Genomic DNA, 15,680 nt, shown 5'->3' on the forward strand with positions numbered 1-15,680 from the left:
ATATAGAAAGAAATCTATGACTTCTTAACTAACTATAAAAATTGCTCAGATATATAAAAAATCTGCGGCTTTTTCGTGACAGGATGTACACTAACTTCAGCATGTACACCAAACACCTTTTGTAGCAATGTTGGTGTTAATACATCAAACGGAGTTCCATACGCCGCAATTTCTCCGTCCTTTAAAACATATATTTTATCGCAATAAGTTGCCGCAATATTTAAATCATGCAAGGCCGTAATGACTGTGATCGGCAAACTCTGAATTAAATCCATGAGTTGGAGTTGATGCTGAATATCTAAATGATTCGTTGGCTCATCTAATACCATGACCTTAGCCTGTTGCGCTAATGCCCTTGCAACAATGACTCGTTTTTTCTCACCACCCGATAATGAACTAAAAGTACGTTCACTTAAATGCAGTACGCCTGCTTGCTTCATCGATTCCTCGACAATAATTAGGTCTTCTTTTGTATCCACTTCCATAAGCCTTTTATGCGGTGTACGTCCCATTGCAACAAGATCCTTAACAGTGAACTCAAATAGCACTGGTGTTTCCTGCCCTACGACGGCTAGTTGCTTTGCTATCACCTTAGAAGATTGCTTATAAATATTTTCATTAAATAAAAATACTTCTCCCTCTTGAGGTTGTAGTATACGGTACATATTTTTTAATAGGGTCGATTTCCCACTGCCATTAGGGCCAATTATGCCCACAAACTCACGTTCTTGAATATGTATAGAAACATTGTTTAATATTTTCACCTGCTGCACGGCAAAAGTAAGGTTTTTTGCTACGTATACCATCTAATTCTCCTCCCCGAAAGAATACATTTGCTTACGCAACATCCATATAAAGAATGGGCATCCGCATAAAGCAGTAATAATTCCAATCGGCATCTCCTCAGGTGCAATCACTATGCGCGCAACTGCATCAGCCCATATTAAAAATATCGCACCAATTAATGCACTGACTGGCAGTACAAACTTATAATTTGAGCCGACAATCATGCGGACGATATGTGGAATAATTAGGCCTATAAAGCCAATTGCACCACTTACAGCAACAAGGACACCTGTTAATAGGGAAATTAATAAAATTAGTAGCAATCGAAATTTCTCTATATTAACCCCCAGCGTAACAGCAGATTCTTCACCTAGTAAAAGTAAATTCAAATGGCGTGCATGGAGACGTAAAATTGTGTAGACGACCGTTAAAACTACGAACGGAATCATTATATTCACCCATTTCGCTCCAGCTAGACTTCCCATCATCCAATATATCACTGCCTTTATGCCACCCTCTTCCTTCGTCATCATCAGCATAAAATTCGTCATTGCTGACAAAACTAGTGACACGGCAATTCCGGCTAATAATAATCGAACAACTGAAATTCGCCCCTCAACTCGTGCTAAGAAAAACACGATTAGTACTGCAATAGTCGCACCTAGAAAAGCAGCAAATGATAGCGCATACATACCTAAAAATGAAAAAGTACCAAGTAAAATAACAGATGTAGCCCCGACAGATGCACCGGAAGATACTCCCAAAATATAGGGGTCCGCGATTGAATTGCGAACTAAAGCTTGTATAGCAGCTCCCGAAATTGCAAGACCCGCTCCGACTAGTATGGCAAGTACTACGCGGGGAGTACGAATTTGCCATATGATGATTTCCTGCGAACGACTCCAATCTGATGTAATGCCAAGTGGATTGAACGGGATATGCGATAAAATAATGCGCCATACAATAGTAGGTGTAATAGACACAGAGCCTACCATTATCGCTAACGTCAAGGATATTAGAACGACACCAGTCAATACTAACAAGAGTAGGTTGATTTTTCTTGTTGTTGGATTCTTCAAAACGCTCTCCTCTCTTAAAGCAAAGGGCAAAAAAAAAATCCCCTTGTTTACAAGAGGATGTCATAGTTAAATAAAGGGCGTCTCTTCCCAGTCACTACAACCATCCTCGTGGTTCAATGTAAGTTTGTACTTATATTGGCAGGTCTCCTGGCTTAGGTTCATCATCTATACGCCTTCCCATAGCTCGCTACAGTGACATATTGTATAGACTCTCCATTACAGTTGCGGGACAGCATCGGATTTGCACCGATTTCCCTTTTAAGCAAACGAACAATGTCATTCACACCAACAAAATTATATTTTATTAAGTTATAAGAGGAACAATATCAGAGTGTTTTCCAGATAGCAAGTATATTATATATTACACTGAAGTAAAAATATCAATAAACGAGCATTTAATAGACGTAAAGCAGAACTATTAAGTATTATTAGAAAAATAAATAAATTTAGACAGTGATTTATCTTACCTTACTATACAATTTCCTCAAAGTACTCTTCAAAAAGATTCAAATATGCTTAATTTTAATCCTTATTTTTCAAATTCCATTTTCCAGCTAAAATATTCGTTGTCTGTATTTTTTTCATATTTTAATTGAGCATCGAATTAAGTACCTTTTTTACTTGTTAAGCCTTTTACCAATACCGTTCCATCGGCCAGCAATTTCTTCACCATAGTTTTGGTAGGCTTCTTCTTCATCGTGGCTAAAAATTTATCGTTTTTCCAGATGACAAATTTTCAGCCCTTTTTCCAGTTACTGCAGCCGAAGCCTTTTTGTCCTTCGATCACGCTATGACCACATAATGGACATTTCCCCACTATTTCAAATTTCTTTTTCGCTCGTGTTACTTTGCTGAGTGTCACATCTTCACTATTTTTAATCGTTTGAACGGCATTGACGGTAAAAAAATCTCTTCCGCTATTACTTTTCATTAAACTCAAATTCAATTTTTCCTTCTACCAAGCGAAGTGTCGCATTAAATTGTTTACCATTCTTTGATTTAAACCCTTTAACCATGGCTGTTTTACCGATCTTACATAAATCATTAATGTTCTTTTCAGTTAGTTTTTTTCCTAATAGCCTTCCTGGGAACGTTTGCTTACAACCATTTTTATAATTCGAGCAACCGTAAAAGCTTTTACGCAAACCTATTTTTCCTACTTTACATGTCGGACACGTCACAATATCTCTCACAGCAGCTGGTTTAAACTGCTCAGCGTCAATTGTAAGTGACTCTAACCGTTTAGGTACCTCGGCTATTAATTGATTAACAAACTTACCTATGCTTTCAATAAAATGTTTTGCAGAGCCTTCTCCACGACCAATTTTATTTAAGTAAATTTCCCATTTTGCAGTCATCGATGGGCTTGAAAGTAATGTCCCTTCAATTGACCGACATAAAAGCTCCCCTTTAGGCATAATACTCACAATGTTTTTTCGCACTTCAATAAATCCATGTTTTTTAATCGTCTCTATAATGCCACTCCGAGTTGCTTCTGTGCCAATACCTTCAATCGATTTCAGCATTTCGATTTCCTCTTCATCCTCAACTGATTTACCGCATGTTTTCATCATCGTAATGAGTTGCCCTTCTGTATAAGGCTTAGGAGGCGTGGTCGTGCCTTCTAAAATAGAAATCTTACTTTTTACCATCTCATCTTGGAAAACGACAGGTAACGACTCTTCACGCTCCTTTAACTCTTTTTCGCTTGAAAACAACTCTTTCCAACCTTTTACAAGTTCTGTTTTCCCTACCGTTTTAAACTCTATATTTTTGACATTCGTTAAAATCGTTTTTTCATCGTATTCATAATCTTGATGAAACATGGCGAGTGTCGTATTAACTATTTCGAAATAAATATTTCGTTCATCAGCATTCATTGATTGTAATGCTTTTTCTGTCGGCACTTTTTTCGTTGGAATAATAGCATAGTGCTCCCCAACATTGGCACTGTCGACGTAGCGTTTGTTATTCCCTCGATTTATCGCATTAAATGATTTTCCCACGAGCTGCTGATATTTTGCCAATGATTCATTTAAATAGGCAAACTCATTATGTGTAATGAGCTGTGAATCGGTACGTGGGTAAGAAACGAGCTTTTTCTCATAAAGTGATTGCGTAAGTTTCAACACATGCGACGGACTGTATTTCCATCTTCTATTGGCGGCGGCTTGTAATGTTGATAACGCATGTAGTTTGGGTGGTGCAATACGCTTCGTTTTGTTCGTCACACTCGTAATTAAACCTGTATCCATCGGTTCAACCCCATGTTGTTGCAATAATTGCATAGCCTCTGCACGCTCTTTTGTTTTTAACTTTGCCTTCCCTTTATATACACCATTTTGTGCTTTAAAAACCCCTTCAATTTCATAAAATTTTTCAGGCTTGAAATGTTCGATTTCCTGTTGTCTTTTATAAATTAAATATACGGTTGGCGATTGCACTCGACCGATAGAGATACTACCCTTAAAGCCCTTTTTTTGTAAAAGTAGCGTATATAGGCGACTACAGTTCATGCCTACTAACCAATCGCTAATTTGACGTGTTTTTGCTTCTTGGTACATGAGCAAATCACGCTCATTACTTTGCATATTATTAAAACCTTTTCGAATTTCCTCAACCTCTAATGAATTGATCCATAATCGTTTAACAGGCTTATTTACTTTCGTCATTTTTAATAGTGAGTAGAAGATATTGGAACCCTCACGTTCACTATCGCAGCAGTTATAAATCATTGCTACTTGCGGATCACTAAAGATTTTTTTTACAGCATTAAATTGTGTATACATTTTAGAGACAACTTTATCTTCAAACTTTTGAGGAATGATCGGTAATGATCCAAGCGACCATTTCTCCCATTCCTTTTGATATTCTTTTGGTTCCTTTAATTCAACAAGATGACCAACTGCCCAGGTAATTACTGCACCCTCAGGAAAAGTTGAACAAGGTTCCAATTCTATAAATACTTTCTCTTTTTGTTTAATTTTAAATGCGTCTGCATAAGCTCTTGCTTGAGATGGTTTCTCTGCCAATATGGCGATTTTCCCCATTAATCATCACATCTTCTTTAAAATATTTTAGTAGCTTTTTATATAAAAATATAAAACTCAACTAATCAGATTAGTTGAGTTTATTGTGAAATACCTTACTACTATTTTACTTTAAACAATTTAAAATATCACTTACTAAAATCTTTGTTCCAGGATCACACTTATAGCATGATCCTAATTAAAATTCGTTAATGGTAAAAAGCTGTGGTAATTTCAAGTGCTTTAAGTGGCTCTTTGATTGAATCAAGCATATAGACAAGTTTTTCGTCCTGCCAAACAATCAAACTCCCTGATTTATAAACATCTAAGCGTGCAAAACCATTTTGTTTTGGAATTGGTAGCATATGCGTTTCTAGAAATTGGACTGCCTGTTTTGCAAGCTTCACACCTGCTTCTGGATTGTCTGTTCGTGTATGTGTTTCAATTGCCCATCTACCCTCATTCCAACCAGTCCATAAAGAACCAGCTCCTGCATCCTGATAACCTTTAATGTTATAGCCAAGATCAACCTCTTGACCACCATTTTGACTAAAGTTCACAAAAGCAATTTGCTCATTTGCTTCTTTAGCATTCTTATATTGCTTTACTACTAGTCTTGCAATAACAGTAGCTGTCTTTGAATTTTTAAGCTTCGGATCATTGATTGGCAAATACTTATTACTTTCAAAAAATAGTATTTCAACTTGGTTAACTTCCGCTTTCGTTGTTGCAGTTAAAAGTGTACCATCTGATATTGGAAGCCCTTTTGGTAAAGTTATAGGTAAATTAGTATTAAGCTGGCTCTTAATATTTTTTAGTACACTAGCCTGTGTCAAAGATGCTACTGTGTTGCCCTTATTTGCTTTGGTCGGTTCCTGTTGATTTTCATGTGATTGATGCGCTTCTTGTGACTTGTTTGGCTCGTTAGTTTTTTGTTCCTCTTGTGACTTGCTCGGCACTTTAGATTCTTGTTCCTCTTGTGGCTTGTTCGGCACGTTAGGTGTTTCTTCTTTATCAGAGCATGCACTTATTATACTGAAACTTAAAAGCATGGAGATAAAAAGTATTTTTTTCATGGCATTTGCCCCTTAATTTCTTGTCCTTAATCAACTGAAACTTTTTATTATTAGAGCTCATTATTTTGTTTCGTCAAATCATTAAACTTTTGACTGGTGTAGCGTATCCCTATTCTTTGCTGTACTAAACTTATCAAGTATCTCTTGTCTTTCATTTTCAAGCTTAAACGAAGAACAGCTTTGTCATCAACTAAACCACAAAATACTGACGTTGTTCCTATTACTAATGGAATTAGAGTTCTTTAATGTGAAAGCTCACTTGTTTCTTCTCAGGTTTATCTATCACTTCTTTTAGGGTCACTTTAATACGAGGATAATAAATACTTGTAACACCTTCAAAAGCGGAATCTGTGCCAATAAATAACCACAGTTCTCCATTCTTGTCAGTTTCAACAACAAACGGGCGTTGTTTATTATTAAAAGGTTTTAACTCATACTTCTCACTAGCTATTGTCGTTTTTTGCAAGTCCCCAATAATAAATGCATCTTTACCTTCTACTCCCTGATTCCCTTTATCAATATTCATTAAATAAAATCCTGTTTTATCAATAACCGGGGTCGGTTCCGTATTGGTTGCACCAATTTTCACAAATACACTTTTACCAGGAGATCCACCTACCCCTACTTCATCTCTAGCATTTGTGGCTATATCGAAATCAAATGTCACACTATATTTTGTATTCGGTTTTAATCGATCATTTGTATCCAATTTCTTCTTAACAAACATAAATAAATCGTCACTTCCATTATATCCACTTAAGTATAGACCTTTTCGTTTATTGTTTATCTCTTTAGGTAGTGACTTAAGAGAAAATCGGAGCTTATAATGAACTTTATTTTTATATGGATAGTCTGAAAATCCACCGATCCATCCATTTTTATCCTTGCTAAAAGTTGATTCAACAATGATATCATCGTAATTTGTTACTATCTGGTCTAATTCAATACGTGTGACAAACGAAGTTTTGTTTAACAATAAAATCTGTTCTTTGGTTAAATCTCCAGCAAAACCATTCATAACGGTATCATAAGTATATTTTCTTGAAAATTCGCCAATTTCCTTTTCAAGTTTCGCATAGTCTTCTTTGTTGAATGTTTTATTAAAACTAACAATTACTGAGAATACATCCGATGGCGAAGCTCCCTCAATCTTTCGAGTTAGTTCTTCTGATATTTTATAAGGGCGAATATTTACATCGTGTACATTACTGTCTGCTGCTAATGCCGGTTTAGTCAAATTTAATCCTAAAACTGCTCCGCAAAATACCAACGTCGTCGCTACTACAAATGGAATTTTTTTACTAATCATATTTTCACCTCCTAAAATTTGATTCAGTTAATAAACGAGAATAACATTGATTATTTTTCAAAATAATCCAATCCAAGAGTATCATCGCTACCATAAAGTTATAGAACTCCTTATTATAACGCCCACTTATTTCTTCCCAGTTTTTTGAACTAGTAAGATGAACTTCTATTGAACCCTGCTTATTTGCGCTAAGAATATAGTGGTGAAAAATTTAGTAAACCTAACTAAATTAGTTAGGTTGTATTTGGTTAAAACTCACTTCATTATCTTTAATCAAAGGGGTAATACGGTACAATTTTTGGCAAAAGGTTGAAAGTTTATAAATTTTTAACCATTTTGTACAATGATAACTTTGGTTTATTGATTTCACCTGTAATCTGGTAGCCTATCCTCTGATACAATTTAATGGCAAGATGGTTCTCTTTCTTTACCGTCAGAGAGCATTTGGCAAAGCCTTGCAGGCAGGCCTGTTCCTCGGCAAACTCAAGCAGCCTGGTACCTACTCCCAGTCCACGGCTTTCGGGCAATAAGGCGATTGTTCCGATGTGAAACTCGTCATCTTCTCCCTCTTTCATGGTGATCATGGAATAAAGCATTTTGATATTCAGAATGTTATAAATAACAAGGCCCAGCTTTCGGAGTGAAAGCAACTGTTTAAAAGTTGGCCAAGGAAGACGATTTAAAACGGGTATGGGATAACAAGTAACCATCCCTAAAGTTTTCCCATCCATTTGAGCTTCATAAGCGTATTGATGACTAAAACGATTGTTCTCCTGCTGCCATAGGGTACTAAATGTTCCTTCGACTTTGTTCTTCTCCTCTGATCCTGCAAGTGGAAACGCCATGTATTCCAATGCCATTATATTTAGCTTGGCGCCGACCATGGATCGATGATCAGCCTTTACAATAGAGATTTGATTCATTTCCTAGCACTCCTTTTTTCTTTCTATATTATTGATGTTAATTATCACCCTTAGCTTTGAAACCATGATAAAACGTATTTAAAAAAAGCTCTGCAGCCGATTTTTTAGGCACATTACCTTCATGTACCTGTTCCCATGTATGGAAAAGCAGGGCATAAAGCGTATTCAAAATCCATTCGCTGCTAACCGTTTGCTGAAAGTAACCTCTTTGTTGTAACAGCTCAATAACGCGTCGTATTGGTTCCCTCAGCTTCTCTTCGGCTTCACCTAATTCTTTGTGGTTAAATACAGATGCATCATGACCTAGAAAATAGATTTTGTCACCTAACGGGATTAACGCTTCAATGAGTTCCGGGATATATTTTTCGCTTCTTTCCTCATCCAGTGGAATCTGGTTTACGGTATCACTTACCAATTGTATAGCCCGATGGCCCAAGAACAGCATTAATTTCTCTCTGCTTTCGACGTAGCGATGAAGTGTAGCAATGCCAATTCCCGCATATTCCGCAATTTCATTCATCGAAGCAGTAGGATTTTCAACAAGCAATATAGTAGCCGAGTCAAGAATTGCATTAAATCTCGCTTCCTTCAACGTTGTCATGTCTTTCTTCATCGTAAATCTCTCCCTTTTCCTGTATAAAGTCGTCATTTTTTGATAGATAAATATATCATTTGAAATTAGCATAAATCATTTAAAACAATGTGTCCATCTATTGAATGTAGCTTTTCAAAAAGAATTATACTACTGAAAAGGATAGTACTTTGAATGTTCCATTTTTAGCATTTCATTATTCAAGTGACGATGAAGAAATTAAATTCTTTGGTGGAATTACTACAAAGGTTAAAAGAATTGGTTAAGTCGTTATCTCAATAGAGAAAATGATGACATTACTTGGGTTTTTTAAGCTATTTCTCACGATGAACTCCCTTATTTTTTTAATGAAGTTGGTTTCTGCATAAGGTTATCGGTTTACTGTAAAATTCACTTCCGGGTATTTGGTCTTCAGCCTTTTAAGGGTTGAGCCGTCATCCTTCTGTTTTACATACTGGTCAAAAAATGCCAGGCTGAATTCGTTGATAATGCGATGAACTTCCTTTGGTTTTTCCCCTGGGCTCTGCAACAGAGGGGAGAACAAATGTAAATCAGTGAAGCTAGTATGATCCGTATGAGGAATGACCATTGACATACCACCGCCAGCTAACCCACGTCCATATCGCTCCCTCACTATATAGGGATCTGCTTCATCAGGCTCTTCTGCACTCATGAGCAGAAATGGTTTTCCAATCCCACTTTCAGGTAAAGTTTCCCCATACAATGTGCCATCCATATCGATGGCTGCTTTGACACGAGAATCTTTTGCAAGTATTTGTGCTGCGGTAGCTCCACCGTAAGAGTGCCCAAACATTCCAATTCGCGAGGTATCAAGCCTTCCGGTAAAGAAGCCAGTCTCATCGTTTTGGTTAAGTTTCTCGATCTGATTCAGCACAAAGGTAACATCTTCCTCCCATAATTTTATGTGTCTATCTCCTTCGTCATCCGTTAAATTGACGGGCTGTACGTAAGCAGTTCGACCATCTGGAAAGACAGTAGCTGCAGCATCAAAGGTATGATCGATACTTAGAACAATATATCCTTGACTAGCCAACTCCTCAACTTCAAACGTGTTTTGATTACGAAAGCCATTAAAACCATGAGAGAAAAGTAATATGGGATAATGATTCTCTGAGTCTGAGAGTTGTAAATCCATAAACGAATGAGATTTCACCAAATCCATGTGGCTGAATGCAAATGCAGGAATGGACAATGTTTTTTCCAATCCCTTGGAGAGCTCATTTATGTTACGAATATAAGGTTCTCGATCCCCCTTGCTTTTTTCATCTGCAGGATACCAAATTTGCACCATCAGTTCGCGTCTATCGGCTGGATTTTTCGAATATGGTTCATTTCTCTCATGATCAACCCAATGATATAGCTTCGTACCGACCCTATGTGGGCCAGTTGGTTCTTCTAATGAAAATACTGGCATAAGTAAGGGTAGCGCAACTGCTACAGTCAAATAGATGGACAACAATAAAGTTTTAACTATGAACATACCCCAGCTTCTAAAGCCCTTTTTCTGCCCAGCTAAAAAATAGCATAAAATCAAGATAACTGGGGATACATAGGCCGGAATCATCTGCCATCTAAAACCTTCTGCCAATAACTGAACTGTAACCATTACAACGGCAACCAAAGTAGCTAATTTAGACCACTTTTTCGTTTCCCTGCCTACTAACAATATCCAACTCAATAGACTAAAATTTACAACTATCAATACAACTTCCCAGAAATTCATTGGCCTTTCTCCTTTGAACGCATTTTACTTCTAATTAAAGAGGTAGTTTTCAGTCTAAGCAAAAGCAGATGAAACACTAAATACCATCGTAAGTATAATTGTTCCAATAAAGCATAGGTATCGTTTCATCTGCTCAGCTCCTTTCTTTCCATCAAGTATTTAAAATGCCCAGCTACCTTTGCGGAAAATTGGCTCTACAGTTCCATCTGGTAGAATACCGTCGATGTCCATCTCACTGCTACCAATCATAAAGTCCTCATGTGTTACTGAAATATTTGCACCTAACGCTTCAAGCTGATCGTCTTCTAAATCTCTTCCACCCTCTAAGCAAGTTGGATAAGCTTTACCAATCGCTAAATGGTTCGATGCATTCTCATCAAACAATGTATTAAAATATAAAATCCCCGATGCAGAAATTGGTGATTCATGTGGTACAAGTGCTACCTCACCTAAATAGCAAGAGCCTTCGTCCACATTCATAAGCTCCTGTAAAAAATCATGTCCTATCTGTGCTTCAGCTTTAACAATTTTTCCTTCTTCAAATGTCAGTTTAAAGCCGTCGATAATATTCCCTTGATAAACTAATGGTTTTGTATTGCTTACATAGCCATTTACACCTTGTTTCATCGGTAACGTATAAACCTCTTCTGTCGGCATATTAGCCATAAAGATAGTATCATCTGGCGTTTTACCACCCCCAGTAATCCATTTATGCTGTGGTGCTAATGCAATTGTTAAATCAGTACCTGGCGCTGTATAGTGAAGCTTCGCATATTTTTTATTGTTCAGTAGGGCCGCACGAGATTCTAAATTTGTTACTTGTTCACGCCATTTTTCAACAGTATCTCCTTCACCGATACGAACAGTCTTAAAAATGGCCTCCCATAATGCTGGTACTTGATCCTCAGTTGCTAAGTTCGGGAACACCTTCGATGCCCACTTTGGTGAAGGAACTGCTACCATCGACCAAGCTATTAAATCCTTCATTACTGCGTTGCGAATGTTTTCCAGGGCAGCTCCTGATACCTTTTGATATGTAGCTAGACGATCGGCTGAAATACCTGTAAATTTATCAGGGTCTGCAGCATCTATCATTAATAGTGCTCCTTTACGTTCGATCAGCTCATCATTCATTTTGACTATCCATTCTGGAAAACGATTAAATTCTTCATCTGAGGCATGCTCAAAGTAAGCACGATCCATTTCCTCATCTGATAAATTAACATGAACACGTCCCGCCCCAGCCTTATAAGCCTCTTTAACAACTAAACGGGCGAAATCCAATGCATCCACAGATGTATTGACTAATAAGTATTGCCCTGGTTGAATATTGACACCAACTTTCACCAAAAGTTCTGCATATGCTTGTAATTTTTCTTCAAATTTCATATTATTTACCTCGCTTCTGTCCAATTGTTTTTTACTCTCCGCTACCTTGTCTTCATACCATACTTTCTGTACAGATTTCCCAGTAATTTCTCTTGACCACTTTTCATACGCTTTTTCCTCACTATATGATAAAAAAAATGGGGTTTTTTATCACTCATATATTTACCTCCTAAACTTTGATTCCGTTAATCCGTTTTTCTTCACCGTTCACTCCCTTCTTTCAAAAAGTTATCATTTTTGATAGATAAACATATCATTTGATATCAATATAAATCATTTTAAATGAATTATCAAGCCTTTTAAACTCATTTTTTCAAAAGTTTGGTAAAAACTGTGTAAATCTAGGCTCTAGAGTAAATAAAAAAAACAATTTTTACTAGAGATTAATCAAAATGGTTTGTAGCGCCTTCACCGATAAGAACAGCTTTAAAAATAGCCTCCCATAATGCTGGTACTTGTTCCTCAGCTACTAAGTTCAGGAACACCTTCGATGACCCACTTTGATGAAGGAACTGCTACCATCTACCAAGCTATTAATTCCTTCATTACGGCGTTGCGATTGTTTCTCAGAACAGCTCCTGATACCTTTTGATAGGTAGCTAGACGATCGGCTGAAATACCTGTTGATTTATCAGGGTCTGCAGCATCTATCTTTAATAGTGCTCCTTTACGTTCGATCAGCTCATCATTCATTTTGAACTATTTATTCTCTATTCTTACTCATTTGTAAGAATAGATAGATTTTTATAATTCACTACCAATCTTAAAACATAGAAAAAAAGACTAGCTTGGCTAGTCTTCTTTTATTATGCGGCTATAGGATTGGCAACACACGCAAGTTTACTGTCAATCCTTCTATATTATTTTACAGGTAGCTGTCGCAACTTAACCATAATAAATCTCCACAATTTTATTCAAATACCTTTGACTTATACTATATAAAAGTCAAACAAACCTAACTCACTTACACCTTTGTTTATCAAGGTTTGTAAGGATATTAGAAGTATATTTATTATTGCTTGACCAACCTTATCTATATAACAAAATGGCGATTTTCCCCATTAATCATCACATCTTCTTTAAAATATTTTAGTAGCTATATATATAAACATAAAACTCAACTAATCAGATTAGTTGAGTTTAGTGTAAAATACCTTACTACTATCTTACTTTAAACAATCTAAAATATCACTTACTAAAATCTTTGTACCTGGAGGGTAATACGTGTCCTTATTATCATCCCATTCATCAGGGGACAATTCTTTGATTGTATTGAAAAATGCACAAAAAATCGCTATGTACCTATTGGAACATAGCGATTTTCGTACGAGGGGAACATTTCATCAGCTAATGAAAGTGTAGTTTTTTCTAAAGTAAATGTTTCTCCATTGGGGGAGTATATATGAACCTCTATAAAGAGGAGTGTTTAGAAAGCTCAAGTACAAATATTACTGTATTTTATTTAAATTTGTTTTTTTTACTGCTTATTCTGATCTGCTTCAAATTGGCTTATTGCTCCTGAATGTACCTATTTGAGCTAGTTAAATAGCTTATACCTTCTCTTTAAATACCGCTGGTTTGCTTACTGAATTACTCACTATATTTTTATCACTTAATTCCAAGAGCTTCTTCAAGTTGTTTTATTGCTTCCTCTATCGTTAATGTACCTGCCTCTACTTGGTTGAAAATTTCTTGTACTTTGTTTTTAAAAATCTCATCTAAGTTCGCTGGTTTACTTACTAGTTGTTTATCTCCCTTCATTCCAAGTGCTTCATCAAGTTGTTTTGTTGCTTCTACTTTCGTTAATGTACCTTCCTCTGCTTGGTAGAAAACTACTTGTACTTTTTCTTTAGAAATCTCATCTAAGTTCGCTGGTTTACTTACTAGTTGTTTATCTCCCTTCATTCCAAGTGCTTCATCAAGTTGTTTTGTTGCTTCTTCTTTCGTTAATGTACCTNATATATCATTTGAAATTAGCATAAATCATTTAAAACAATGTGTCCATCTATTGAATGTAGCTTTTCAAAAAGAATTATACTACTGAAAAGGATAGTACTTTGAATGTTCCATTTTTAGCATTTCATTATTCAAGTGACGATGAAGAAATTAAATTCTTTGGTGGAATTACTACAAAGGTTAAAAGAATTGGTTAAGTCGTTATCTCAATAGAGAAAATGATGACATTACTTGGGTTTTTTAAGCTATTTCTCACGATGAACTCCCTTATTTTTTTAATGAAGTTGGTTTCTGCATAAGGTTATCGGTTTACTGTAAAATTCACTTCCGGGTATTTGGTCTTCAGCCTTTTAAGGGTTGAGCCGTCATCCTTCTGTTTTACATACTGGTCAAAAAATGCCAGGCTGAATTCGTTGATAATGCGATGAACTTCCTTTGGTTTTTCCCCTGGGCTCTGCAACAGAGGGGAGAACAAATGTAAATCAGTGAAGCTAGTATGATCCGTATGAGGAATGACCATTGACATACCACCGCCAGCTAACCCACGTCCATATCGCTCCCTCACTATATAGGGATCTGCTTCATCAGGCTCTTCTGCACTCATGAGCAGAAATGGTTTTCCAATCCCACTTTCAGGTAAAGTTTCCCCATACAATGTGCCATCCATATCGATGGCTGCTTTGACACGAGAATCTTTTGCAAGTATTTGTGCTGCGGTAGCTCCACCGTAAGAGTGCCCAAACATTCCAATTCGCGAGGTATCAAGCCTTCCGGTAAAGAAGCCAGTCTCATCGTTTTGGTTAAGTTTCTCGATCTGATTCAGCACAAAGGTAACATCTTCCTCCCATAATTTTATGTGTCTATCTCCTTCGTCATCCGTTAAATTGACGGGCTGTACGTAAGCAGTTCGACCATCTGGAAAGACAGTAGCTGCAGCATCAAAGGTATGATCGATACTTAGAACAATATATCCTTGACTAGCCAACTCCTCAACTTCAAACGTGTTTTGATTACGAAAGCCATTAAAACCATGAGAGAAAAGTAATATGGGATAATGATTCTCTGAGTCTGAGAGTTGTAAATCCATAAACGAATGAGATTTCACCAAATCCATGTGGCTGAATGCAAATGCAGGAATGGACAATGTTTTTTCCAATCCCTTGGAGAGCTCATTTATGTTACGAATATAAGGTTCTCGATCCCCCTTGCTTTTTTCATCTGCAGGATACCAAATTTGCACCATCAGTTCGCGTCTATCGGCTGGATTTTTCGAATATGGTTCATTTCTCTCATGATCAACCCAATGATATAGCTTCGTACCGACCCTATGTGGGCCAGTTGGTTCTTCTAATGAAAATACTGGCATAAGTAAGGGTAGCGCAACTGCTACAGTCAAATAGATGGACAACAATAAAGTTTTAACTATGAACATACCCCAGCTTCTAAAGCCCTTTTTCTGCCCAGCTAAAAAATAGCATAAAATCAAGATAACTGGGGATACATAGGCCGGAATCATCTGCCATCTAAAACCTTCTGCCAATAACTGAACTGTAACCATTACAACGGCAACCAAAGTAGCTAATTTAGACCACTTTTTCGTTTCCCTGCCTACTAACAATATCCAACTCAATAGACTAAAATTTACAACTATCAATACAACTTCCCAGAAATTCATTGGCCTTTCTCCTTTGAACGCATTTTACTTCTAATTAAAGAGGTAGTTTTCAGTCTAAGCAAAAGCAGATGAAACACTAAATACCATCGTAAGTATAATTGTTCCAATAAAGCATAGGTATC

General features: G+C 36.7%; 10 protein-coding genes, 2 pseudogenes and 1 riboswitch. All 12 genes and pseudogenes read right to left on the minus strand.

The window, feature by feature from the left end:
- Positions 1–32: 32 nt before the first annotated feature.
- Positions 33–806 carry an ABC transporter ATP-binding protein gene (locus ACZ11_RS10860; protein ID WP_049665994.1) on the minus strand — a complete coding sequence of 258 codons (774 nt, stop codon included), beginning with the start codon at positions 804–806 and terminating at the stop codon, positions 33–35.
- Complete coding sequence (locus tag ACZ11_RS10865) at positions 807–1,865, minus strand: FecCD family ABC transporter permease (protein WP_049667158.1); 1,059 nt, start codon at positions 1,863–1,865, stop codon at positions 807–809. It abuts the gene before it with no gap.
- Between the two features lie 120 nt (positions 1,866–1,985).
- A riboswitch (cobalamin riboswitch) is annotated at positions 1,986–2,170 on the minus strand.
- A 224-nt stretch (positions 2,171–2,394) separates the two neighbouring features.
- Positions 2,395–2,769, minus strand: a pseudogene (locus ACZ11_RS25790) (topoisomerase C-terminal repeat-containing protein); the annotation flags it as partial.
- A 16-nt stretch (positions 2,770–2,785) separates the two neighbouring features.
- Positions 2,786–4,915 (minus strand): type IA DNA topoisomerase, encoded by a 2,130-nt coding sequence (topB, locus tag ACZ11_RS10875; RefSeq protein WP_049665999.1) that lies wholly within the window; start codon positions 4,913–4,915, stop codon positions 2,786–2,788.
- Positions 4,916–5,103: 188 nt separating this feature from the next.
- Positions 5,104–5,970: a hypothetical protein gene (locus ACZ11_RS10880; RefSeq protein ID WP_049666002.1), complete on the minus strand. Its 867-nt coding sequence runs from the start codon at positions 5,968–5,970 to the stop codon at positions 5,104–5,106.
- A gap of 232 nt (positions 5,971–6,202) precedes the next feature.
- Positions 6,203–7,279, minus strand: a complete 1,077-nt coding sequence (locus ACZ11_RS10885) for a protease inhibitor I9 family protein (RefSeq protein WP_049666005.1) — start codon at positions 7,277–7,279, stop codon at positions 6,203–6,205.
- 317 nt (positions 7,280–7,596) lie between these two features.
- Positions 7,597–8,202 (minus strand): GNAT family N-acetyltransferase, encoded by a 606-nt coding sequence (locus tag ACZ11_RS10890; RefSeq protein WP_049666006.1) that lies wholly within the window; start codon positions 8,200–8,202, stop codon positions 7,597–7,599.
- A gap of 37 nt (positions 8,203–8,239) precedes the next feature.
- The gene (locus tag ACZ11_RS10895) at positions 8,240–8,815 is read right to left on the minus strand and encodes a TetR/AcrR family transcriptional regulator (RefSeq protein WP_049666008.1); all 576 of its coding nucleotides are present in this window, start codon (positions 8,813–8,815) and stop codon (positions 8,240–8,242) included.
- A 349-nt stretch (positions 8,816–9,164) separates the two neighbouring features.
- Complete coding sequence (locus ACZ11_RS10900; protein WP_049666010.1) at positions 9,165–10,538, minus strand: alpha/beta hydrolase family protein; 1,374 nt, start codon at positions 10,536–10,538, stop codon at positions 9,165–9,167.
- 159 nt (positions 10,539–10,697) lie between these two features.
- The gene (locus ACZ11_RS10905) at positions 10,698–11,927 is read right to left on the minus strand and encodes an aminopeptidase (RefSeq protein ID WP_049666013.1); all 1,230 of its coding nucleotides are present in this window, start codon (positions 11,925–11,927) and stop codon (positions 10,698–10,700) included.
- Positions 11,928–12,325: 398 nt separating this feature from the next.
- Positions 12,326–12,623, minus strand: a pseudogene (locus ACZ11_RS25795) (aminopeptidase); the annotation flags it as partial.
- 1,561 nt (positions 12,624–14,184) lie between these two features.
- On the minus strand, positions 14,185–15,558 hold the full coding sequence (locus ACZ11_RS10915) for an alpha/beta hydrolase family protein (protein WP_049666010.1): 1,374 nt from the start codon (positions 15,556–15,558) through the stop codon (positions 14,185–14,187).
- Positions 15,559–15,680 lie beyond the last annotated feature (122 nt).

It is taken from the genome of Lysinibacillus xylanilyticus (assembly GCF_001183605.1).
Classification (GTDB): domain Bacteria; phylum Bacillota; class Bacilli; order Bacillales_A; family Planococcaceae; genus Lysinibacillus; species Lysinibacillus xylanilyticus.

Excerpts from the sequence above, each read along its gene's own strand:
- ACZ11_RS10880 (WP_049666002.1), bottom strand. The coding sequence starts at position 5,970 with ATGAAAAAAATACTTTTTATCTCCATGCTTTTAAGTTTCAGTATAATA.
- ACZ11_RS10890 (WP_049666006.1), bottom strand. The coding sequence starts at position 8,202 with ATGAATCAAATCTCTATTGTAAAGGCTGATCATCGATCCATGGTCGGC.
- ACZ11_RS10860 (WP_049665994.1), bottom strand. The coding sequence starts at position 806 with ATGGTATACGTAGCAAAAAACCTTACTTTTGCCGTGCAGCAGGTGAAA.
- ACZ11_RS10905 (WP_049666013.1), bottom strand. The coding sequence starts at position 11,927 with ATGAAATTTGAAGAAAAATTACAAGCATATGCAGAACTTTTGGTGAAA.
- ACZ11_RS10895 (WP_049666008.1), bottom strand. The coding sequence starts at position 8,815 with ATGAAGAAAGACATGACAACGTTGAAGGAAGCGAGATTTAATGCAATT.
- ACZ11_RS10885 (WP_049666005.1), bottom strand. The coding sequence starts at position 7,279 with ATGATTAGTAAAAAAATTCCATTTGTAGTAGCGACGACGTTGGTATTT.
- ACZ11_RS10915 (WP_049666010.1), bottom strand. The coding sequence starts at position 15,558 with ATGAATTTCTGGGAAGTTGTATTGATAGTTGTAAATTTTAGTCTATTG.
- topB (WP_049665999.1), bottom strand. The coding sequence starts at position 4,915 with ATGGGGAAAATCGCCATATTGGCAGAGAAACCATCTCAAGCAAGAGCT.
- ACZ11_RS10900 (WP_049666010.1), bottom strand. The coding sequence starts at position 10,538 with ATGAATTTCTGGGAAGTTGTATTGATAGTTGTAAATTTTAGTCTATTG.